19 protein-coding genes are annotated in these 21,180 nt (G+C 72.8%); 9 read left to right on the top strand and 10 right to left on the bottom strand.

Annotated elements, in window-relative coordinates; all coding sequences use genetic code 11:
- Window positions 1-219: 219 nt before the first annotated feature.
- The 6 genes from ACFZAU_RS08370 to ACFZAU_RS08345 all read left to right on the top strand — a co-directional run bounded on the left by ACFZAU_RS08370 (window position 220) and on the right by ACFZAU_RS08345 (window position 7,563).
- Entirely contained in the window at window positions 220-1,479 is a 1,260-nt protein-coding gene (locus tag ACFZAU_RS08370; RefSeq protein WP_500551524.1) for a carboxylate--amine ligase, read from the top strand.
- Window positions 1,476-2,684 (top strand): FAD-dependent oxidoreductase, encoded by a 1,209-nt coding sequence (locus ACFZAU_RS08365; RefSeq protein ID WP_500551523.1) that lies wholly within the window; start codon window positions 1,476-1,478, stop codon window positions 2,682-2,684. The genes ACFZAU_RS08370 and ACFZAU_RS08365 overlap by 4 nt, the downstream gene beginning before the upstream one ends.
- A gap of 486 nt (window positions 2,685-3,170) precedes the next feature.
- Window positions 3,171-4,157 (top strand): polyprenyl synthetase family protein, encoded by a 987-nt coding sequence (locus tag ACFZAU_RS08360; RefSeq protein WP_500551608.1) that lies wholly within the window; start codon window positions 3,171-3,173, stop codon window positions 4,155-4,157.
- A 269-nt stretch (window positions 4,158-4,426) separates the two neighbouring features.
- Window positions 4,427-5,698, top strand: a complete 1,272-nt coding sequence (locus tag ACFZAU_RS08355) for a LolA family protein (RefSeq protein WP_500551522.1) — start codon at window positions 4,427-4,429, stop codon at window positions 5,696-5,698.
- Window positions 5,699-5,738: 40 nt separating this feature from the next.
- The gene (locus ACFZAU_RS08350; protein ID WP_500551521.1) at window positions 5,739-6,704 is read left to right on the top strand and encodes an ABC transporter ATP-binding protein; all 966 of its coding nucleotides are present in this window, start codon (window positions 5,739-5,741) and stop codon (window positions 6,702-6,704) included.
- Window positions 6,691-7,563: an ABC transporter permease gene (locus ACFZAU_RS08345; RefSeq protein WP_499606386.1), complete on the top strand. Its 873-nt coding sequence runs from the start codon at window positions 6,691-6,693 to the stop codon at window positions 7,561-7,563. The genes ACFZAU_RS08350 and ACFZAU_RS08345 overlap by 14 nt, the downstream gene beginning before the upstream one ends.
- Window positions 7,564-7,579: 16 nt before the next feature.
- On the opposite strand, the gene ACFZAU_RS08340 is transcribed toward ACFZAU_RS08345, so the two are convergent.
- Both ACFZAU_RS08340 and ACFZAU_RS08335 read right to left on the bottom strand, forming a co-directional pair.
- The gene (locus ACFZAU_RS08340; RefSeq protein ID WP_500551520.1) at window positions 7,580-8,137 is read right to left on the bottom strand and encodes a flavodoxin family protein; all 558 of its coding nucleotides are present in this window, start codon (window positions 8,135-8,137) and stop codon (window positions 7,580-7,582) included.
- A gap of 89 nt (window positions 8,138-8,226) precedes the next feature.
- Window positions 8,227-8,676: a VOC family protein gene (locus tag ACFZAU_RS08335; protein ID WP_500551519.1), complete on the bottom strand. Its 450-nt coding sequence runs from the start codon at window positions 8,674-8,676 to the stop codon at window positions 8,227-8,229.
- A gap of 66 nt (window positions 8,677-8,742) precedes the next feature.
- Between ACFZAU_RS08335 and ACFZAU_RS08330 the strand changes: the two genes are divergently transcribed.
- Window positions 8,743-9,369 carry a CGNR zinc finger domain-containing protein gene (locus ACFZAU_RS08330; protein ID WP_500551518.1) on the top strand — a complete coding sequence of 209 codons (627 nt, stop codon included), beginning with the start codon at window positions 8,743-8,745 and terminating at the stop codon, window positions 9,367-9,369.
- Here the strand turns inward: ACFZAU_RS08330 and rarD are convergent.
- Complete coding sequence (rarD, locus tag ACFZAU_RS08325) at window positions 9,359-10,303, bottom strand: EamA family transporter RarD (RefSeq protein WP_500551517.1); 945 nt, start codon at window positions 10,301-10,303, stop codon at window positions 9,359-9,361. The genes ACFZAU_RS08330 and rarD overlap by 11 nt on opposite strands.
- 174 nt (window positions 10,304-10,477) lie before the next feature.
- A complete protein-coding gene (locus ACFZAU_RS08320; RefSeq protein WP_500551516.1) occupies window positions 10,478-11,335 on the bottom strand; it encodes an SDR family oxidoreductase in 858 nt (285 codons plus the stop codon).
- Between the two features lie 105 nt (window positions 11,336-11,440).
- Here ACFZAU_RS08320 and ACFZAU_RS08315 point away from each other — a divergent pair, with 105 nt between their 5' ends.
- The gene (locus ACFZAU_RS08315; protein WP_499606392.1) at window positions 11,441-11,836 is read left to right on the top strand and encodes a winged helix-turn-helix transcriptional regulator; all 396 of its coding nucleotides are present in this window, start codon (window positions 11,441-11,443) and stop codon (window positions 11,834-11,836) included.
- Between the two features lie 55 nt (window positions 11,837-11,891).
- Here ACFZAU_RS08315 and ACFZAU_RS08310 read toward each other — a convergent pair whose 3' ends face one another.
- The 5 genes from ACFZAU_RS08310 to ACFZAU_RS08290 all read right to left on the bottom strand — a co-directional run bounded on the left by ACFZAU_RS08310 (window position 11,892) and on the right by ACFZAU_RS08290 (window position 18,233).
- Window positions 11,892-12,977, bottom strand: coding sequence for a 2-oxoacid:ferredoxin oxidoreductase subunit beta (locus tag ACFZAU_RS08310; protein WP_499606393.1), 1,086 nt, complete (start codon window positions 12,975-12,977; stop codon window positions 11,892-11,894).
- Window positions 12,970-14,895: a 2-oxoacid:acceptor oxidoreductase subunit alpha gene (locus ACFZAU_RS08305; RefSeq protein WP_499606394.1), complete on the bottom strand. Its 1,926-nt coding sequence runs from the start codon at window positions 14,893-14,895 to the stop codon at window positions 12,970-12,972. Before ACFZAU_RS08305 ends, ACFZAU_RS08310 begins: the two co-directional genes overlap by 8 nt.
- Window positions 14,896-15,152: 257 nt before the next feature.
- Entirely contained in the window at window positions 15,153-15,812 is a 660-nt protein-coding gene (locus ACFZAU_RS08300; protein WP_500551607.1) for a response regulator, read from the bottom strand.
- Window positions 15,813-16,032: 220 nt separating this feature from the next.
- Window positions 16,033-17,346: a sensor histidine kinase gene (locus ACFZAU_RS08295; RefSeq protein WP_500551515.1), complete on the bottom strand. Its 1,314-nt coding sequence runs from the start codon at window positions 17,344-17,346 to the stop codon at window positions 16,033-16,035.
- 155 nt (window positions 17,347-17,501) lie between these two features.
- Complete coding sequence (locus ACFZAU_RS08290) at window positions 17,502-18,233, bottom strand: TetR/AcrR family transcriptional regulator C-terminal domain-containing protein (RefSeq protein WP_499606396.1); 732 nt, start codon at window positions 18,231-18,233, stop codon at window positions 17,502-17,504.
- Between the two features lie 177 nt (window positions 18,234-18,410).
- On the opposite strand from ACFZAU_RS08290, the gene ACFZAU_RS08285 reads away from it, so the two are divergent.
- Window positions 18,411-19,910 (top strand): MFS transporter, encoded by a 1,500-nt coding sequence (locus ACFZAU_RS08285; RefSeq protein WP_500551514.1) that lies wholly within the window; start codon window positions 18,411-18,413, stop codon window positions 19,908-19,910.
- A 55-nt stretch (window positions 19,911-19,965) separates the two neighbouring features.
- Here ACFZAU_RS08285 and ACFZAU_RS08280 read toward each other — a convergent pair whose 3' ends face one another.
- Window positions 19,966-21,129: a sensor histidine kinase gene (locus tag ACFZAU_RS08280; RefSeq protein WP_500551513.1), complete on the bottom strand. Its 1,164-nt coding sequence runs from the start codon at window positions 21,127-21,129 to the stop codon at window positions 19,966-19,968.
- Between the last annotated feature and the right edge of the window lie 51 nt (window positions 21,130-21,180).

Raw genomic sequence — 21,180 nt, 5'->3', positions numbered from 1 at the left:
GCGCCAATTCCCTTCCGGTGCCGACTTCCTGACCTGCGTCCGCCTCCGACACCCCGATGAATTCGGCCACTTCGTGCCCCGGTGAACAGCGATTCTCGATTGTCTAAAGAGTTCGCAATGTCCGGAAAAGTCTTGCAGTGGTGGTCAATTCGGGCTTAGCTTCCTTTCAGGTCACGGTCGGGAGGGGCCGATCAATACCGTGATCATTGGGGGGATTACGTGGTGAAGTCCGCGTTCGCGGTCGACCCTGCCGTGCCGGGGCTGATCGTGAAGATCGGGAACTATCCGCTGCACCACGGTGGCGTGGGGGCCATCCGCAGCCTGGGGAGGCTCGGGGTCCCCATGTACGCCGTCACCGAGGACCGGCGCACGCCCGCCGCGGCCTCCCGCTACCTGCGCGGGCGGTTCGTCTGGCCGACCACCGGACTGGAACCGGCGGAGCGCCTGGTCGAGGGACTGCGCCGGATCGGCCGCCGGATCGGGCGCCCCACGGTGCTCGTCCCGACCGACGAGGAGGCGGCCGTGCTCATCGCCGAGCACGCTGCGCAACTGGACGACCTTTTCCTCTTCCCGCGCGCCGACGACCCGGGGCTGTCCCGGCGCCTGGCCAGCAAGCAGGGTCTGCACGAGCTGTGCGTCCGGCACGGGGTGCCGACGCCCCGGGCGGCCTTCCCCGACTCGCCGGAGGAGGTCGAGAAGTTCGCGGCGGACGCCCGTTTCCCGGTCGTCGCCAAGAACCGGGCGGCCTTCGAGCGGCGCCGGGCACCCGCCGTACCCGGCACCACCCGGATCGACGACGCGGAGGAACTGCTGGCGCTGGCCCGCGGCTGGGGACCGAAGCCCGGCGTGATTCTCCAGGAGTACCTGCCGCGCGAGGAGGCCGAGGACTGGATCGTGCACGCCTACTTCGGGGACGGCGCGACGGAGCCGGTGCTGTTCACCGGGGTCAAGGTGCGTTCCTGGCCGCCGCACGCCGGAATGACGGCCTGCGCCTACGTGGTGGCCAACGAGGAACTCGCCGCGACGGCCCGCCGGTTCTGCGCGGCCATCGGATTCCGGGGCATCGCCGACCTGGACTGGCGCTACGACCGCCGCGACGGGCGCTACAAACTGCTCGACTTCAACCCCCGCATGGGCGCACAGTTCCGGCTCTTCGAATCCGCGGCCGGGATCGACGTCGTTCGCGCGCAGCACCTGGACCTGACCGGCCGGGAGATCCCCCGGGCCGGGCAACTGGAGGGCCGGCGCTTCGTCGTCGAGAACATCGACCTGCCCGCCCTCCTGGCCTACCGCCGCAGCGGCTACACGACGCCCCACGCCCCCGCCCGCGCCACCGGCACCGAACTGGCCTGGCTGGCCGCCGACGACCCGCGGCCGTTCGTCACGATGCTCGCCCGCTTCGTGCGACCGGGCGCCCGGCACCTGATGCAGATGTACCGGTCACGACGTCGAACCGCGATGCGAAGGGAACACCCATGACGACGCCCGTTGCCGTGATCGGCGCCGGTCCGTACGGTCTGTCCACCACCGCACACCTGCGCGAACGGGGCGTTCCCGTACGCACCTTCGGCAACCCGATGGTCAGCTGGCGCGAGAACATGCCCTCCGCCATGGTGCTGAAGTCCACCCCCGCCGCCTCCGACATCTCCACCGCCCGGCCGGGCCACACCCTGCGCGACTTCTGCCTGGACGCCGGGGAGAAGCCGCTGGTCACCGACTGGGACCTGATCCCCGCCGAGACCTTCGTCCGCTACGGCCACTGGTTCCAGGAGCGGCTCGTCCCCGACCTGGAGCAGGTCGACGTGGTGTCCGTGGACCGGGCCGCGAGCGGCGGCTTCGAGCTCAAGCTGGACTCCGGCGAGCAGTTCCGGGCCCGGGCGGTCGTCGTCGCCAGCGGGCTGCACGGCCTGGCGCACACGCCCGACGTGCTGCGCCGCGTCACCTCCGACGGGCCGTCCGCGGCCGGGCCCGTCTCGCACAGCTCCCAGCACACCGACCCGGGCCGGCTCGCCGGACGCGAGGTGGTCGTCGTCGGCGCCGGGCAGTCCGCCCTGGAGAGCGCGGCACTGCTCGCCGAGGCGGGCGCCAGCGTACGGCTGCTGGCCCGCGGACGGCGCGCCGTGGGCTTCGGCGACCCCCCGGACCGGCAGCCGCGCCTGCGGCCCCCGTCGCCCTTCGGCCGGGCCTGGTCGCTGTACGCCTTCACCTACCACGCCCAGTACTTCCGCGGCCTGCCCGCGCCGCTGCGGCTCTACCTCGTGCGGCGCGTGCTGGGGCCGCTGGGGGCCTGGTGGCTGCGGGAGCGCTTCGAGGGCAAGGTCGCCGTCAGCGAGGGCCACACGCTGCGCAGCGCCCGCCTGGACGAGGACGGCGGGGTCGTGCTGTCCACCGCCGCTCCCGGCGGGCGGGCGGCCGAGTTCCGCGCCGACCACGTCATGGCCGCCACCGGCTACCGCGTCGACCTGGAGGCGCTGGACTTCCTCGGCCCGGAACTGCGCGCCGAACTGGCCCGTACCGGCGGTTCGCCCCGGCTGGGCGCCGACTTCGGCTCCTCCGTCCCGGGGCTGTACTTCACCGGCCTGCCCGCCGCGGCCACCTTCGGGCCGGTGCTGCGCTTCGTGTGCGGCACGGAGTGGGCCTCGCCGCGCCTGGCGGCGGCGGTGGCGAAGGCGTACGGGCGCTAGGAGGCCCGGGCCGGCCCGGACCGGCTCCGCTCGGAGAGGGCCCGCGCGGCCATCCACGGCGCGGCCCCCCGCACTTCGCGGGGGCCGCGCCGTTCGCCGTGCGCGCCGGGGGACGTACCGGGGCGGCGCACGGCGGGGGCACGGCGGACGCATGGCGGGCGGTCCGCGGGGAAGGCGGGACAGCGGGAAAGTCCCCGCGCGGGGCCCGTTCCGGGCGCCCCGTCAGAGGTGGTCCGAGGCGGCGGTGGGGCGGCGGCCGGGCGGCGGAGCGGGGCCGAGCCGAGGCGAGGGGCCGGGACGGGCCGGTGGCACAGGCGGGCAAAACCGGGCGTAGTGGCCCGAGGGGGCCATGCCCTCGCAGTGATCGAGAGGCGACCGGTTACTCTGCCGGTGTAGTAAAGCGCCACGCCGCAAGCCGCAGAAGCGATCTCAGCGACAGGAGAATCCCAGGTGACGACCGTCGTCGGGCCCTTCGGGCTGAGCGTCATGGACGAGGACCTCGAGTCCGGGGTCCGGGCCGGGCTGTCCGCCGTCGAGGAAGGCCTCATGGAGGCCACCAAGAGCGATGTGCCCTTCATCACAGAGGCGGCCCGCCACCTCGTGCACGCGGGCGGGAAGCGGTTCCGTCCCCTGCTGGCCCTGCTGGCCGCCCAGTTCGGCGACCCGCACGCGCCCGGCATCGTGCCGTCGGCCGTCGTGGTGGAACTGACGCACCTGGCCACGCTGTACCACGACGACGTCATGGACGAGGCCGACGTGCGCCGCGGGGTGCCGAGCGCCAACGCCCGCTGGGACAACTCGGTGGCCGTGCTGACCGGTGACTTCCTGTTCTCCAAGGCCTCGCACATACTGGCCGACCTCGGGCCGGAGGCCGTACGCATCCAGGCCGAGGCCTTCGAGCGGCTGGTCACCGGGCAGATCCTGGAGACCGTCGGCCCGCGCGACGGACGCGACCCGATCGACCACTACCTGGAAGTCATCGCCGGCAAGACGAGCTCCCTGATCGCCGTCTCGTGCCGCTTCGGCGCGATGATGTCCGGCGCCGACGAGGGCGTCGTCGACATCGTCACCCAGTACGGGGAGCGCGTCGGCACGGCCTTCCAGCTCGCCGACGACGTGCTGGACATCGCCAGCGACTCGCACGAGTCGGGCAAGACCCCGGGCACCGACCTCCGCGAGGGCGTGCCGACCCTGCCGGTGCTGCACCTGCGTGCGGCCGTGGCCAACGCCGGCGACTTCGCCTCGGCGGACGACCGGCGGCTGTGCGAACTGCTGGACGGCGATCTGACGGACGACCGGCGGCACGCCGAGGCACTGGCGCTGCTGCGCACCCACCCGGCGCTCGAGCAGGCCCGTCGGGACACCGTGCGCTACGCGGACGAGGCGCGGGCCCTGCTGGCCCCGCTGCCCGACTGCGCCGCCAAGCAGGCCCTGGAGGGCCTCTGCGACGCCGTGGTGCACCGCGCGGGCTAGTGCCGCCCGGCCGGCCCGCGACGGGCCGTCCCCGGCGCCCACGCGGCCCCCGCGGCCACGGGGGCGGTGGCGCCGGATGCCCTGAGCCGTTGTCAGGGGACGTCATCCCAGAGGTGTACGCGGAGTTGATCCCGGCGGGCGATGCGCCCGGGTGGCGGGATTGATGGGATAAGAGGCACCACCACACGGCGGATCGGGTGACAATGGCCCGAGGTGGACGAGTGCGACGCTGACGGGAACCCGCCGTTGACAACGGAGGTAGGGACGTAATGGCACCCATCCAGCCCATGGACGACGACCGGGAGCCCCGGCGGCGGGCCAAGGCGATACGTTACGCGGTCCCGGTGGCGGCGGCGGGAGTCGCCGCGGCCACCATCGGGCTCGTACCGGCGCTCGCGAACGTGGGCAGCCCGGATCTGCCCAGGATCACGGCCGAGGAGCTGATCGCCAAGGTCGCGGCCTCGGACACCGAGACGATCTCCGGATCGGTCCGCATCAGCACGGACTTCGGCCTGCCGGCCGTGCTGACCGGCGCCACGGGCGCCGCGGGGCCGTTCGGCGGAGGCGGAGGCGGCGGCCGCGGGGATTCCTCGGCCGACCCTCAGGAGCAGCTGCCCCAGCTGCTGGCCGGCTCCCACACCCTGCGCGTGGCGGCCGACGGCCCGCAGCGGCAGAAGGTGTCGATCGTCCAGAACGCCGCCGAGTACAGCCTCATCCACAACGGTGACGAGGTCTGGGCCTACGACAGCGGCAGCAACCAGGCCTACCACCTGACCGGCCTCCCGCAGGAGACGCAGGGTGAGGACCGGGCCAAGGGCGGGCACGAGCTGCCCGAGGGCTGGCCGGCCACCCCGCAGGAGGCCGCCAAGAAGATCCTCGACGCGGCGGACGACACCTCCACCGTCAGCGTGGACGGCACCGCGCGCATCGCCGGGCGGGACGCCTACCAGCTGGTGGTCACGCCCAAGGCGACCGACTCCACGGTCGGGGCGATCCGGATCGGCGTCGACGCCGGCACCGGTGTGCCGCTGAAGTTCACCCTCGCCCCGCGGGGCGGCGGCAAGGCCATCGTCGACGTGGCCTTCACCAAGGTCGACTTCTCCCGGCCCGCCGCCTCCACCTTCGACTTCACCCCGCCCAAGGGCGCCGAGGTGACGACGGAGAAGGCCGGCGAGAAGGCGGCGGAGAAGCCCGGGCAGCAGGGCCGCGGGGCGCACGAGGAGTTCGGTGGCCTCGGCGGCGGCCTGGAGGGTCTGCAGGGCCTGGACGTCCTCGGCAAGGGCTGGGACTCCATCGCCGAGCTGCGGCTGCCGCAGGAGGCGCTCAACGCCGAACCCTCCAAGGGCGGCGAAGGGGCCCCGGGCCTCGGCGGGCAGGGGCTGCTCGGCACCTTCGGCAAGGAGGTCAAGGGCGACTTCGGCACCGGCACGGTGGTCAGCACCCGCCTGGTGAACGCCCTGATCACCGACAGCGGCAAGGTCTACGTGGGCACCGTGACCCAGGACGCCCTGATCAAGGCCGCCGACGCGGCCGCGAAGTAGGGCGCGGAGCAGGGCACCGTCACAGAGCGAAGGAGCGCCGATGGGGGAGCCGTCCGCCCAGACCGGTGAGCACGCGATCTCCACGAGCGGGCTCTCGAAGAGGTACCGCGGCGGACAGCTCGCCGTCGACGGCCTCGACCTGGCCGTCCCCCGCGGCAGCGTCTTCGGCTTCCTGGGGCCCAACGGCTCCGGGAAGACGACGACGATCCGCATGCTGATGGGGCTCATCGCCCCGACCTCCGGCACGGCGCGGGTGCTCGGCGAGCCCATGCCGCGCGCGGTGCGCAGCGTCCTGCCGCGCGTGGGCGCGCTGATCGAGGGCCCCGCCCTCTACGGCTTCCTCTCCGGCCGGGACAACCTGCTGCGCTTCGACGCCGCCGATCCGACCGCCGGACCCCGCACCCGCCGGGCGCGGGTCGACACCGCCCTGGAGCGGGTGGGCCTGGCCGCCGCGGCGGGCAAGAAGGCGCGGGCCTACTCGCTGGGCATGAAGCAGCGGCTCGGCCTGGCGGCCGCGCTGCTGCGGCCCCGGGAGCTGCTGGTGCTGGACGAGCCCACCAACGGCCTGGACCCGCAGGGCATGCGGGAGATCCGCTCGCTCGTCAGGGAACTGGCCGCGGACGGCACCACGGTCTTCCTCTCCTCCCACCTCCTCGACGAGATCGAACAGGTCTGCACGCACGCCGCCGTGATGTCCCGCGGCCGGCTGATCACCCAGGGCCCGGTGGAGGCGCTGTCCTCCGCCGGGCGCCTGGTGGTCGCCACCCCCGACCCCGCCGAGGCGGTGCGCGTCCTGAAGGAGCAGGGGGTCACCGGCCTGGCCGCCGACGGCGACCGGGTCACCGGGGAACTGCCGCAGGAACCCGCGGCGCTCCCCGAACTCGCCGATCTCAACGCCGCACTCGTCGCCGCCGGAGTCCGCGTCCGCGGCTTCGGCGTCGAACGGGCGTCGCTGGAGGACGCGTTCGTCGCGCTGACCGGAGAGGGCTTCGATGTCGCAGGCTGACACCCTGACCAGGTCGGTGTGGCCGATCCGCTCGCTCGGGCTGTTCCGCAGCGAACTGGTGACCGTGCTCCGCCGCTGGCGCACCCTCGCCCTGCTGGCCGTCCTGGCCGGGGTCCCGGTGCTCATCGGCATCGCGGTGCGGATCGAGACCGGTGACGGCGGCTCGGCCGGCGGCGGTGGCGGGGACGGCCCGGCCTTCGTCGCGCTGATCACCAACAACGGTCTCTTCCTGGTCTTCGCCTCACTCGCGGCGACCCTGCCCTTCTTCCTCCCCATGGCGATCGGTGTCGTGGCGGGCGACGCCATCGCCGGCGAGGCCAACGCGGGCACCCTGCGCTACCTGCTGGTGGCCCCGGCCGGGCGCACCCGTCTGCTGGTCTCCAAATACGCCTCCGTCCTGGCCTTCTGCCTGATCGGCACGCTCGTCGTGGCCGTCTCGGCACTGGTGACCGGCGCGCTGCTCTTCCCCCTCGGCGACGTCACCCTGCTGTCGGGCACGACCGTCCCCTTCTCCGAGGGGCTGCTGCGCGCGCTGCTGGTCGCCCTGGTCGTGGCCGCCTCGCTCACCGGCATCGCCGCGCTGGGCCTGTTCATCTCCACGCTCACCACCAGCGGTATCGCCGCCATGGCGACGACCGTGGGCCTGCTGATCACCGTGCAGATCGTCGACACCATCCCCCAACTGCACGCCGTGCAGCCCTACCTCTTCCCGCACTACTGGCTGAGCTTCGCCGACCTGGTCCGCGACCCCGTCTACTGGGACGAGATGCGCAGCAACTTCCAGCTCCAGGCCCTCTACGTCGCCGTGTTCGGATCCGCGGCCTGGGCCCGCTTCACCACCCGCGACGTCACGGCCTGAGGCCGCCGGCCGCCGGTCAGCTGAAGAAGTTCTTCGCCCGGCCCAGCGCCGCCGTGTCCCGCATGATGTCGCCCGGCCTGCTGCCGTAGCCCAGCAAGGCCCCGCCCCAGCGCATCCCGGCGTAGTCCGCCGTGTGGCGCAGGGTGCCCACCAGCGGGGCCGCCGTCGCCGGGTTCCGGCCGCCGTGCACGGTCACCGACCACAGGGTCTTGCCGCGCATCCGCTCCAGGAAGTCCAGCCCTGGCACCCGCATCCACCCCGACCAGTGGTCCAGGTAGAGCTTGGTGGAGGTCGAGACGCTGTACCAGTACAGCGGGGAGACCACCACGATGTCGGTGGCCGCCAAGGTGGCCTCCAGGAGCGTCGCGGCATGCCCGGACGGCGCGGGATAGCGGCCCTCGCCCTCGTGCCGGACGTCCTCGAAGAGCGGCAGCGGCAGGTCCCTGAGCCGCAGCCAGCGCCGGTCCGCCGTGGGCGGAAGCTGCTCGGCCGCCTGCCGCGCCAGCGTCTCGGTGTTGCCGTCGGCGCGGCTGCTTCCCACCAGGAAGAGGAACGACCGCTCTGAGTCCGACACCCCGTCATCTCCTTGCGTGTGCATTAGTTGCGTACGCATGGAGATGTTTTCACCGGTCCGCCTCTGCCGTCAAGGCGAGCGCACGAGGGCTATGCGACGTCGAACTCGTTGCCCTCCGGGTCGGCCATGACGACCCAGGTGCCGGAGGGCTCGGCTATCCGTCGCAGCACCTTCGCGCCGAGCGCTTCCAGCCGGGCCACCTCCTCCTCCCGTCGCCCCTCACCGGGGTGGAGGTCGATGTGCAGCCGGTTCTTCGCCGTCTTGGCCTCGGGCACCCGCTGGAAGAGGATGCGCCGCCCGAGGCCGCTGCCCTTCTCCTCGTCGTACGGGTCGTCCGGATGCCGCACGGCGGCCAGGTCCCGCCAGGCCGCACGGCCGGCGGCCTCCGTCACGAGCTCCTCCGTGACGGCGCCGAAGCCCCGCAGCTTCCCGATCAGCACGCTGTGGTCCTCGAGCGTGTACTCCAGGGCCTCCGCCCAGAAGGCGGCCTGCTGGTGCGGATCCGCCGCGTCGATCACGAGCTTCCAGTGAACTGCCATGACGAGCCCCCTCGTTCGCGTCCCCGCCGGCCGCGGCCGACGCTCGTAACCAGTTATATTGGTTACATGACGGAGCCCGCAATCGGTCTGGTCCTCCATTCATCCGAAGGAGTTGCCTACCGCTTCGACCCGGGCGCGCTCGGCCTGGAACTGCTGCCCACCGGCGGCCCCGGCGCCCACGCCCGCCACGAGGTCCTCCACGGCCCCGCCGACCTGGCCCGCTGGGCGGCGGCGTCCCGGCTGAGCCCCGACCCCGGCGCCCTCACCGTCTCCCCGGACGACGTCGCCGTGGCCCGCTACCTGCGCGACGCGCTCTGGCGCATCGCCGTCGCCCGCGTCCACGGAGAGCCGCTCCCCGCCCCCGACCTCGTCGTCCTCAACGAGGCGGCCGCCTGGCGTCCCCCCGCGCTGCGCCTGGCCCCCGACGGGGGCCGCAGCTGGCGCACCCCGGTCACCGGGAACCAGGTCCTGGCGGCCGTCGCGCGGGACGCGGTGGAGCTCTTCTCCGGCCCGTACGCCGACCGCGTACGGGAATGCTCCGCCCACGACTGCCGGCTGGTCTTCGTGGACACCTCGCGCCCGGGCAGGCGTCGCTGGTGCTCCATGGAGCACTGCGGAAACCGCCACAAGGTCCGTGTCCACCGCTCCCGCCGGGAGGCGCCGCAGACCCGGACGCCGCCGCTCAGCCCGTGACGGCCCCGCGCGGCGCCGCCTCGTCAGGCACCACGGCGGCGTCGCGCACCGCGATCCGGCCGCGCCGGGCGGCGCGCAGCGCGTCCCAGGTCAGCAGGGCCAGGGCGAGCCAGACGAGGCCGAAGCCGGCCCAGCGCTCGGCCGGCATCTCCTCGTGGAACCAGAGGAGTCCGAGCCCGAACTGGAAGACCGGGGCCAGGTACTGCAGCAGCCCCAGCATGCTCAGCGGGATGCGGATGGCCGCCGCGCCGAAGCAGATCAGCGGCACCGCGGTGACGACGCCGCAGGCGGCCAGCAGGGAGGCGTGCCCGGCCCCGTGCGAGGCGAAGGTGGTGTCCCCCCGGGTGCCGAGGAAGACGAGGTAGCCGAGGGCCGGCAGGAACTGGATCGCCGTCTCCGCCGCCAGCGACTCCAGGCCGCCCATGCCGACCTTCTTCTTGATGAAGCCGTACGTGGCGAAGGAGCAGGCCAGCGTCAGCGCGATCCAGGGCAGCCGCCCGTACCCCAGGGTCAGCACCAGGACGGCGGCGGCGCCGACGCCCACGGCCGCCCACTGCGCGGGCCGCAGCCGCTCGTGCAGCACGAGGACGCCGAGGGCGATGGTGACCAGCGGGTTGATGAAGTAGCCCAGCGAGGTCTCGACGACGTGGCCGCTGTTGACGCCCCAGATGTACAGGCCCCAGTTCACGGATATGACGGCCGCGGCCACGGCGAGCATCGCGAGCCGCCGCGGCTGCCGCAGGAGTTCGGGGACCCACGCCCAGCGGCGCATCGCCAGCAGCACGACGGAGACGACGACCAGCGACCAGACCATGCGGTGCGCGAGGATCTCGCCCGCGCCGGACGGTTGGAGGAGCGGCCAGTAGAGGGGGAAGAGCCCCCAGAGCCCGTAGGCAACGAATCCGTACAGCAGACCGGCACGCTGCTCGCTCACTCGTTCCTCCCGGGACGCTCGCCGACTGCTCGAAGGTAGCGTGCGGGGCCTCCTCCCGTCATCTGCGTATCGCATGACGGTCATGACACCTTCGCCGCAGGTCGGGAACGCGCCGGGACGGGCCGCGGGCGGGCCCCGCGAGTGGAGCGCCGCCCGCCGCCCGGGCGCCCGGGGTCAGCCCTTGAGCGCCGCCGCGATGGTGTCCGCGAGCGGGGTGGTGGGACGTCCGATCAGCCGGGCGAGGTCGCCGCTGCCGCCCTGGAGGAGGCCGCGGGAGATGCCGGCGACGTCCACGTCGACGTAGACCGCGGCCATCTGCCCGGGCAGCCCGGCGCCGGTCAGGACCGCCAGGAAGGCGTCGGCGGGCAGGTCGGCGTAGGCCACCGGCCGGCCGGACTGGCGGGCCAGTTCGGCGGCGTACTCGGCCATCGTCCAGGCCTCGTCCCCGCTGAGCTCGTACACGGCGTTCTCGTGCCCCTCGCCGGTCAGCACGGCAGCGGCGGCGTCCGCGTAGTCCCGGCGGGCGGCGGCGCCGACGCGGCCCTCGCCCGCGCTGCCCGCGACGCCGTGCTCCAGCTGCGTGGGGATCTGCGCCGTGTAGTTCTCGGTGTACCAGCCGTTGCGCAGCATCGTGTAGGTCAGGCCGGAGTCCAGCAGGGCCTGCTCGGTGGCGTGGTGCTCGGCGGCGAGCAGGAAGTCGGCGGCCGGTCCGCCGAGGACGCCGGTGTACGCGAGCCGCGCGACCCCCGCCTCCTTGGCGGCCTCGATCACGGCGGTGTGCTGGGCGACGCGCTGCCCGACCTCGCTGCCCGAGATCAGCAGCACCACGTCGCCTGCCCGGAAGGCGCCCTTGAGGGTCCCGGGTGCGTTGTAGTCGGCCACCCGGAGCTCGACGCCCCGGGCGGCCAGGTCCGCGGCCTTGTCGGCGTCGCGCACGACGGCCACGACCTGCTCGGCCGGTACCTCGGCCAGCAGCCGGTCCACGACGAGGCGGCCCAGCTGTCCGGTGGCTCCGGTGACGACGATGCTCATGAGGGGTTCACTCCAGTTTTCGTAGTCCCCGTCGGTGATGACTGGACTAACCCTAAGGCTGGTACTAACTTCCAGAAAGTACCCACTTCAAAGTAAGCTAGTGGCATGGACGTAAGGGAAGAGCTGAGCGAGGTGCTGCAGGCGCCCCCCGACGTGAACGCGCGCAACTGTCCCTCGCGCGTGATCCTCGAGCACGTCACCAGCCGCTGGGGCGTGCTGGTGCTGGCGGCGCTGACCGACGGCACCCTGCGCTTCAGCGAGCTGCGCCGCACGGTCGGCGGAGTCAGCGAGAAGATGCTCGCCCAGACCCTGCAGACGCTGGAGCGCGACGGCTTCGTGCACCGCGAGGCGCACCCCGTCATCCCGCCGCGCGTCGAGTACTCCCTCACCCCGCTCGGCAAGGAGGCCGCCGACCAGGTCTGGGCGCTCGCCCGCTGGACCGAGCGGCGCACCGAGCAGGTCATGGCGGCCCGCCGGACGTACGACGGGGCCCGGGCCTGATCGTCAGGCCCGGGCCCCGTGCGGCGGCCTCGGTGGGCGCCGTGGGCGGGTGGGCTCAGCCCACGACCGTCCAGGTGTCGGTGCCGGCCAGCATGGCGGCGAGGTCGCCCTTGCCGTGCTGCTCGACGGCCTGTTCCAGCTGCTCGGACATCAGGGCGTCGTAGACCGGCCGTTCGACGCTGCGGAACACGCCGATCGGCGTGTGGTGCAGCGTGTCGGGGTCGGCGAGTCTGGACAGGGCGAAGGCGGTCGTGGGCGTCGCGGCGTGCGCGTCGTGGACCAGTACCTCGTCCTCGTTCGACGCGTCGACGTCGACGACCCTCAGGTCGCCGGTCGCCCGGTCGCGCACGACGCCCTTGGCGGCGTCCGCGCCGAAGCGGATCTGCTCCCCGTGCTCCAGCCGGATCACCGCGTTCTCGGCGGAGGTCCGGTCCTTCAGCACCTCGAAGGCGCCGTCGTTGAAGATGTTGCAGTTCTGGTAGATCTCCACGAAGGCCGTGCCCGGGTGCGCGGCGGCCGCCCGCAGCACGCTCGTGAGGTGCTTGCGGTCGGAGTCGACGGTGCGGGCCACGAAGGAGGCCTCCGCGCCCAGCGCCAGCGAGACCGGGTTGAAGGGCGCGTCCAGCGAGCCCATCGGCGTCGACTTGGTGATCTTGCCGAGCTCGGAGGTCGGGCTGTACTGCCCCTTGGTCAGGCCGTAGATCCGGTTGTTGAAGAGCAGGATCTTGAGGTTCACGTTGCGCCGCAGCGAGTGGATCAGGTGGTTGCCGCCGATGGACAGTGCGTCGCCGTCACCGGTGACGACCCACACCGACAGGTCGCGCCGCGAGGCGGCGAGCCCGGTCGCGATGGCCGGGGCGCGGCCGTGGATGGAGTGCATCCCGTAGGTGTTCATGTAGTACGGGAAGCGGGAGGAGCAGCCGATCCCCGACACGAAGACGATGTTCTCCCGGGCCAGGCCCAGTTCGGGCATGAAGCCCTGCACCGCGGCGAGGATCGCGTAGTCACCGCAGCCGGGGCACCAGCGCACTTCCTGGTCCGACTTGAAGTCCTTCATGGACTGCTTGGCCTCGGCCTTGGGGACCAGGGACAGCGCCGGCAGCCCCGGCGTGCGGTGTTCGACGGCAGGAGCCTCAGACATCTGCGCTCTCCTCCTGGATGGCGGCAGCGAGTTGCTCGGCCTTGAAGGGCAGGCCGGTGACCTGGGTGTGCGAGCGTGCGTCGACCAGGTACCTCGCCCGCAGCAGGTGGGCGAGCTGGCCGAGGTTCATCTCCGGGACCACTACCTTCTGGTAACGCCCGAGGACCTCCCCGAGATTCCGCGGGAAGGGGTTCAGATGGCGCAGATGGACCTGCGCGACCGCGCCCCCTGCGCCCCTGATGCGCCGTACGGCCGCCGTGATCGGCCCGTACGTCGAGCCCCAGCCGACGACCAGCGTCCGAGCCTCGCCGTCCGGGTCGTCGACGACCACGTCGGGCACCTCGATGCCGTCGATCTTGGCCTGCCGGGTGCGCACCATCAGGTCGTGGTTGGCCGGGTCGTACGAGATGTGCCCGGTGCCGTCCTGCTTCTCGATGCCGCCGATCCGGTGCTCCAGGCCCGGGGTGCCCGGTACCGCCCAGGGGCGGGCCAGGGTCTCCGGGTCGCGCAGGTACGGCCAGAACTCCTCGGTGCCGTCCTCCGCGACGTGGTTGGGCGACGTCGCGAACTGCACCCGCAGGTCGGGCAGCTCGTCCAGTTCGGGGACCCGCCACGGCTCGGAGCCGTTGGCCAGGTAGCCGTCGGAGAGCAGCAGGACCGGGGTGCGGTAGGTCAGCGCGATGCGGGCCGCCTCCAGCGCCGCGCCGAAGCAGTCGCCGGGGGTGCACGGCGCCACGATCGGGACCGGCGCCTCGCCGTTGCGCCCGTACATCGCCTGCAGCAGGTCGGCCTGCTCGGTCTTGGTCGGCAGGCCCGTCGACGGCCCGCCGCGCTGGATGTCGACGACCAGCAGCGGCAGCTCCAGCGACACCGCGAGGCCGATGGTCTCCGACTTCAGCGCGACGCCCGGACCGGAGGTCGTGGTGACGGCCAGCGAGCCGCCGAAGGCCGCGCCGAGGGCGGCGCCGATGCCGGCGATCTCGTCCTCGGCCTGGAAGGTGCGCACGCCGAAGTTCTTGTGCTTGCTCAGCTCGTGCAGGATGTCCGAGGCCGGGGTGATCGGGTACGAACCCAGGAAGAGCGGCAGGTCCGCCTGCCGGCTCGCGGTGACCAGGCCGTACGACAGGGCCAGGTTCCCCGAGATGTTGCGGTAGGTGCCCGCCGGGAACGCCGCCTCGGCCGGGGCCACCTCGTAGCTGACCGCGAAGTCCTCGGTCGTCTCGCCGAAGTTCCAGCCCGCCCGGAAGGCCGCGACGTTCGCCTCGGCCAGCTCGGGCTTCTTCGCGAACTTCTTGCGCAGGAAGTCCTCGGTGCCCTCGGTGGGACGGTGGTACATCCACGACAGCAGCCCGAGCGCGAACATGTTCTTGCTGCGCTCGGCCTCCTTGCGGGTCAGCGGGAATTCCTTGAGCGCCTCGACCGTCAGGGTGGTGAGCGGCACCGGGTGCACCGCGTAGCCCGACAGCGAGCCGTCCTCCAGCGGCGAGGCCGCGTAGCCGACCTTGCCCATCGCGCGGGAGGTGAACTCGTCCGTGTTGACGATGACCTCCGCGCCGCGCGGCAGGTCGCCGATGTTCGCCTTCAGTGCCGCCGGGTTCATCGCGACCAGGACGTTCGGGGCGTCGCCCGGGGTGAGGATGTCGTGGTCGGCGAAGTGCAGCTGGAAGCTGGAGACGCCCGGCAGAGTGCCTGCCGGTGCCCGGATCTCGGCCGGGAAGTTCGGCAGGGTCGACAGATCGTTGCCGAACGACGCCGTTTCCGAGGTGAACCGGTCTCCCGTGAGCTGCATGCCGTCGCCGGAGTCCCCGGCGAAGCGGATCACCACCCGATCGAGCTTCCTGGTCTCCTTGGCCGGTTTCCGCTGCTCTCCCAGAACGGGACGATCGGGGGTTGTCGGGCTGCTGACCTGGCTGGTCACTGAATCGGACCTCCTTCGAGGCGGCGGCTCACGACCGGGGCCGTGACCTTGTGTCCCACGCGCCATCGTACGTGGGTAAGGGTCGCCTTCCCGGGCCTACCCGCAACGTGAGCGCCGCGCTGAGCTCCCTTTGTGCCCTGATGGGTCACGGTCACCGCCCCCCGGAGCCCGTGCTGCCTGTTTCCTCCATATGGGACGCCTCCTGGCGCCGCTCCGGTTCTCGCCTCCGCGGGTGCCTCTGACGATACGTCAGAGGATCAGGAATTCAGGTACGTGAGCACGGCCAGGACACGCCGGTGGTCGCCGTCGCTGGGGGCCAGCCCGAGCTTCAGGAAGATGTTGCTGACGTGCTTCTCCACGGCTCCGTCGCTCACCACCAGCTGCTTGGCGATCGCCGAGTTCGTCCGACCCTCGGCCATCAGCCCCAGCACCTCGCGCTCCCGCGGGGTGAGACCGGCCAGCACGTCCTGCTTGCGGCTGCGCCCCAGGAGCTGTGCCACCACCTCGGGGTCCAGGGCGGTACCGCCGGAGGCCACCCGTACGACCGCGTCGACGAACTCCCGAACGTCGGCTACCCGGTCCTTGAGCAGATACCCGACCCCGCGGGAACTGCCGGCCAGCAGCTCGGTGGCGTACTGCTCCTCCACGTACTGCGACAGCACCAGCACCCCGAGCTGCGGGTGGTCGCGGCGCAGCCGCACCGCGGCGCGCACGCCCTCGTCGGTGTGGGTCGGCGGCATCCGCACGTCGGCCACGACCACGTCGGGCACCGCCTCCTCGGCGGCGAGCTCCCCGATCACCTTCAGCAGGGCCTCGGCGTCGCCGACCCCGGCGACGACATCGTGCCCGCGGTCGGTCAGCAGGCGGGTCAGTCCCTCCCTCAGCAGCACCGAGTCCTCGGCGATGACCACCCGCACCCTGTCCTCCACCGCTACCGGCTCCCCCGTGTCGACGTCGACGTGTCCCTCCCCAGCATTCCAGCTTCCGGCGGCCGGCACACGGCCTTGCCACCGGGGCGGAATGCGGGGGAGGGACGGAGGGGGGCGCGGTGAGCGTCCTCTCGGTTCTTCTTCGGTTTCTTCGGCTTCTGCGGTCTTCGGGTCTTCCGGTCCTCACCGGTCCAGCGGCTCCGCGGGGTCAGGTCCGCCAGGGCAGCTCGGCCGCGACGGTGGTCGGGCCGCCGGCGGGGGAGTCGACCGCGAGGACGCCGTCCACCGCCCCCAGCCGCTCGGCGAGCCCCGCCAGGCCCGAGCCGCGCCCCGTGGAGGCGCCGCCGCGACCGTTGTCGACGACGTGGATCATCAGCCGGTCCCCGGAGCGCCACAGGTCGACCGCGGCGCGCGAGGCGCCGCTGTGCTTGCTGATGTTCTGCAGCAGCTCGGAGACGGTGAAGTACGCGATGCCCTCGATCGCGGGCACCGGGCGCCCCGGCAGGTCCACGCTCACCTCCACCGGCACGGTGCAGCGCGCCGCGAGGGACGAGAGGGCGGCGTCGAGGCCGCGGTCGGTGAGGACGGCCGGGTGGATGCCGCGGGCCAGGTCGCGCAGCTCCTGGAGCGCCAGCTTCACCTCGCCGTGTGCCTCCTCGACCATGGTGGCGGCCGCCTCCGGGTCCTCCTGCAGCTTCTCCTTGGCCAGGCCCAGGTCCATGGCGAGCGCCACGAGCCGGGCCTGCGCCCCGTCGTGCAGGTCGCGCTCGATGCGGCGCAGGTCGGCGGCGGCGGTGTCCACCACGGTGCCCCGGTCCGACTCCAGCTCCGTGACGCGGCTGGCCAGCCGTGACGGCCCCAGCAGCCCGGCGACCAGGCCGCGGTCCACGTACGCCATGCCGCGGATCAGCCAGGGGGTGGCCAGGACCAGCAGCAGTCCGAGCACGGAGGTCATGGCCACCTCGAACGGCGTGTCCAGCCACCAGCCGTTGCCGTTCCCGTCCCCGTACAGCTGGAGCCCGGGCTGGTCGGTGTAGGCCGGGAAGACCCACTGCCACAGCGGGTACGTGAGGAGCCCCCAGCCGTAGGTGACGAAGGAGACGGCCACCGAGAAGGTGAACACGCCCCACGGGAAGTGCACGAAGAAGTACAGGATGTGCCGCCAGGAGGCGCCGCTGGTCAGCTGGCCGCCGAGCCACGACATGAAGCCCTGGCCGGGGCGCCGGCGCAGCGGCTCGGGCGCGGCAACGTCGATGCGCAGGCACTGGCGGGCCCGCTCGCGCTCCACGACGCCGAGCCCCCGGCAGCCGGCGAGCATGAGGGCCAGGACGGGCAGCCCGAGGAAGGTGACCAGCAGGCCCGCGCCGAGCGACAGCATCGTCACCGTGAAGACGAAGCCGATGATGCCCATCGGCAGGTTCAGCAGCAGATACAGGAGCTCGCGCCAGGTGCGGGCCTCGAACGGCGCGCGCAGCGCCGCGGGCAGCCGGTGCTGGCGCGGCTCCGGGAATCCGTATGCCATGGTCACGTCCGTCCTCTTCGTCGTACCGGCCCTGTCTCCGCCTGTGATGCCTTCAGCCTCCTCTTCCGGGGACCTCGCGCCCATGGTGCGGATCGGCGTCTCGGACCTGGGGAAAACCCCACCCCCGGGCTGCGGCGGCCCGCACCGGGGCGGGGTCAGCGGGGCAGCCGCAGCGCCAGCCCGTCCAGGACGACGTCGAGGCCGTAGGCGAACTTGGCCTCGCGCAGCGCGACCGGGTCCCCGACGGCTTCCGCAGGGTCGGCGTAGGAGGCGGACAGGTGGTCGTGGGGGGCCGCGGCGGCCTGGGCGGCAGGCATGAGGCGGGCGATGAAGTCGGCCTCGCTCTCGCCGGAGCGGGCCACCGTGGTGAGCCAGGCCGCCTCCGTGGTGCTCATGCCGATCACGTAGCTCAGCAGGGTGTCGATCGCCCGGCCCGGCTCGGGGAAGCCGGCGCCGGCGAACAGGGCGGCCAGCCGCTCGGAGTACGACATGAGGTTGGGGCCCAGGTAGGCCAGGCCCGCCTGGCCCAGGACCGAGGACAGCCACGGGTGGCGCAGCGCCGTCGCGCGGAAGGACCCGGCGGCCTCCGTGACCGCCGCGCGCCAGTCGGCGCCGCCGGCGGCGGGGACCGCGATCTCGGCGGCGACCTCGTCGACGGCCAGCTCCATCAGCTCGTCCTTGGTCGCGACGTGCCGGTAGAGCGAGGTCGCGCCCGCGTTCAGCCGGGCCCCGAGCTTGCGCATGCTGAGGGCCTCGATCCCCTCGGCGTCCAGCACGGCGACCGCCTCGCGGACGATCGCGTCGCGGCTGAGCGCGGGCTGGTCGGCCTCGCGCTGCCGGCGGGCCCACACGGAGGGGATCGGGTTCGGCTTCGTCCTGGCGGCCATGGCACTCCTTCGGGGACCTGCGGGCGGTGGCCGAGGTGTCGGGGGCGGGGGCTGCTGCGTACAGCGTTCGCATCAGCGTACAGGAATGGGCGTTGCGCACACTGTTCCGCTGTGCGTACAGTGTGCGCAACGACGGAACGGTGTACGCACGAACCGAGGTCCCGGGAAGGACGCCCCATGGAAACCCGTAACCCACGCCGCTGGTGGATCCTGATCGTGCTCTGCCTCAGCTCGCTGGTCCTGGTGGTCGACAGCATGGCGCTGACCGTGGCGGTGCCCGCGATGACCGGGGACATCGGCGCGAGCGCCCAGGACACGCAGTGGATCCTCGACTCCTACATCCTGGTCTTCGCCGGTCTGCTGCTGACCTCGGGAAGCCTCGGCGACCGGTTCGGACGCCGGAAGGTGATGATCGTCGGCCTGCTGTTCTTCGGGGCCGCCTCGCTGGCCGCCACCTTCTGCACCAGCCCGGGCGAGGTCATCGCCGTACGGGTCGCGATGGGCCTCGGCGGCGCGCTGATCATGCCCTCGACGCTCTCGATCCTCATCACCGTCTTCGACGAGGAGGAGCGCGGCAAGGCGATGGCGGCGTGGAGCTCGGTGTCGATGCTGGGCCTGGTCGGCAGCCCGGTGCTCGGCGGCGTGCTGATCGACCACTTCTCCTGGCACGCGATCTTCCTGATCAACGTCCCCGTCGTCGCGCTCGCCGTCCTCGCGGGCCTCACCCTCATGCCGGAGTCCAAGGGCCCCTGGAGCAAGCCCGACCCGCTCGGCGCCGTGCTGTCCGCGGCCGGCATGACCGCCCTGGTCTGGTGGATCATCGAGCTGCCGCAGCACGGCGCCGTCGGCGGCCGCTCCGGGATCACCCTGGCCGTCGCGGTCGTCGCCCTCGGCGCCTTCGTGGTCTGGGAGAACGTCACCGCCGCGCCCATGGTGCCGCTGGTCCTGTTCCGGCACCGCAACTTCGGCGGCGGCTCGCTCTCGCTGACCCTGGTCCAGATCGGCAACGGCGGCTTGCTGCTGGTGCTCACCCAGTACCTGCAGTTCGTGCTCGGCTACTCGCCGGTCAAGGCGGGCGCCGCCTTTGTGCCGCTGGCGGTCGCCGCGCTGGCCGGCAACGTCCTGGGTGCCAGGATCGCCGCGCGGACCGGGAACCGCCTGCTGATCCTCGGCGGCATGCTCGTCATGGCCTCCTCCTTCGCGCTGCTGGCCACCGTCACCGAGGGCAGCGGCTTCACCGTCCCCGCGGTCGCCCTCGGCCTGCTCGGACTCGGCGCGGGCCTGGCGATGCCGGCCGCGGTCGGCGCCCTGATGAGCACCATCCCCGCGGAGAAGGCGGGCGTCGGCTCCGCCCTGAACGACACCATCCAGCAGGCCGGTACCGCGCTCGGCATCGCGATCCTCGGCTCGCTGCTGGCGAGCGGTTTCTCCCGCGGGATGCCCGCCGGCACCCCCGAGGAGGCGAGGCACTCCATCGCCGGAGCGCTGGCCGCCGCCCACGGCGACGGCGCCATGGTCCGCGCGGCCCGGGAGGCGTTCACCGCCTCGATGTCGACCACCTTCACCATCGGCGCGGTCGGTGTCCTGGCCGCCGCCCTGCTGGCCGCCATGGTCATGCGCGACAGCCGGCCCGAGCCCGCCGCCACCCCGGCGGCGGAGGCCGGACTCGCCGCCTGACGGCAACAGGAGGCCGGCGCCCTCCCCACGGGCGCCGGCCTTCTCCGTGCGCGGCTCAGGCGCGGTCCCGCCAGGGCAGTTCGGCCGTCACCGTCGTCGGGCCGCCCGCCGGGGAGTCGACGACCAGCAGACCGTCCACCGAGTCCAGCCGTTCGGCCAGCCCGCCCAGACCGCTGCCGCCCGACGTGGTCGCCCCGCCCCGGCCGTCGTCACGCACCTGGATCATCAGCCGGCCGTCCGAGCGCCACAGTTCGACGACGGCCCGGCGGGCCCCGCTGTGCTTGCTGATGTTCTGCAGCAGCTCGGAGACGGTGAAGTACGCGATGCCCTCGATCGCCGGCGCCGGGCGGCTCGCCAGGTCCACCTGGACCTGCACCGGCACCGTGCAGCGGGCGGCCACCGAGGACAGGGCGGCGTCCAGGCCGCGGTCGGTGAGGACGGCCGGGTGGATGCCGCGGGCCAGGTCGCGCAGCTCCTGCAGGGCCAGCTTCACCTCGCCGTGGGCGTCGTCGACCATCCTCGCCGCCGCCTCCGGGTCCTCCTGCAGCTTCTCCTTGGCCAGACCCAGGTCCATGGCGAGCGCCACGAGCCGGGCCTGCGCCCCGTCGTGCAGGTCGCGCTCGATGCGGCGCAGGTCGGCGGCGGCGGTGTCCACCACGGTGCCCCGGTCCGACTCCAGCTCCGCGATCCGCCGCTCCAGCTCGTCGGAGGGCGACAGCAGGCCGCGGACCATCGCGCGGTCGGCGTTGGCCAGCCCCCTGGCGATGAACGGCAGCACCGGCCACGCCACGAAGAGCGAGGTCAGGGCGATGGTGAAGGTGGCGATCCCCCACGGCAGCCGGATGAAGAAGTACAGCGCGTGCCGCCACCCCACCGGGTCCTTCAACGAGGTCCACAGCCAGGGGAAGAAGCCCATCCGCCCGGGACGCAACTGCCGGGGCTCCTCCACGGCCACCCCGAGCATGGCGCGCGCCCGTATCCGCTCCAGCCGCCCCAGCAGCCGGCAGCCGGCCAGTCCCAGCGCCAGCAGCGGCAGTCCGATCACGGTCACCGACAGCCCGATGCCGAGGTAGAGCACGACGACCACGAAGACGAAGCCCACGAGGTCCACGGGCAGGTTCGCCAGGAGATACGCGATCTCCTTCCACGTCACGGCGTCGAAGGCGAAGCGCGCCGGCGGCAGCGGGGCGGCTTCCCCGCGCTGGGAGTTGATGGTCATGACGCCAAGCCTGCCGGGGACGGGGCGGCCACCGCCATGGGGTGCGCCTGC

The organism is Streptomyces sp. NPDC008238, from assembly GCF_042956445.1.
Taxonomy (GTDB): domain Bacteria; phylum Actinomycetota; class Actinomycetes; order Streptomycetales; family Streptomycetaceae; genus Actinacidiphila.
Note: the sequence above shows the minus strand (reverse complement) of the source record. Positions and strands in the feature narration are given on the sequence as shown.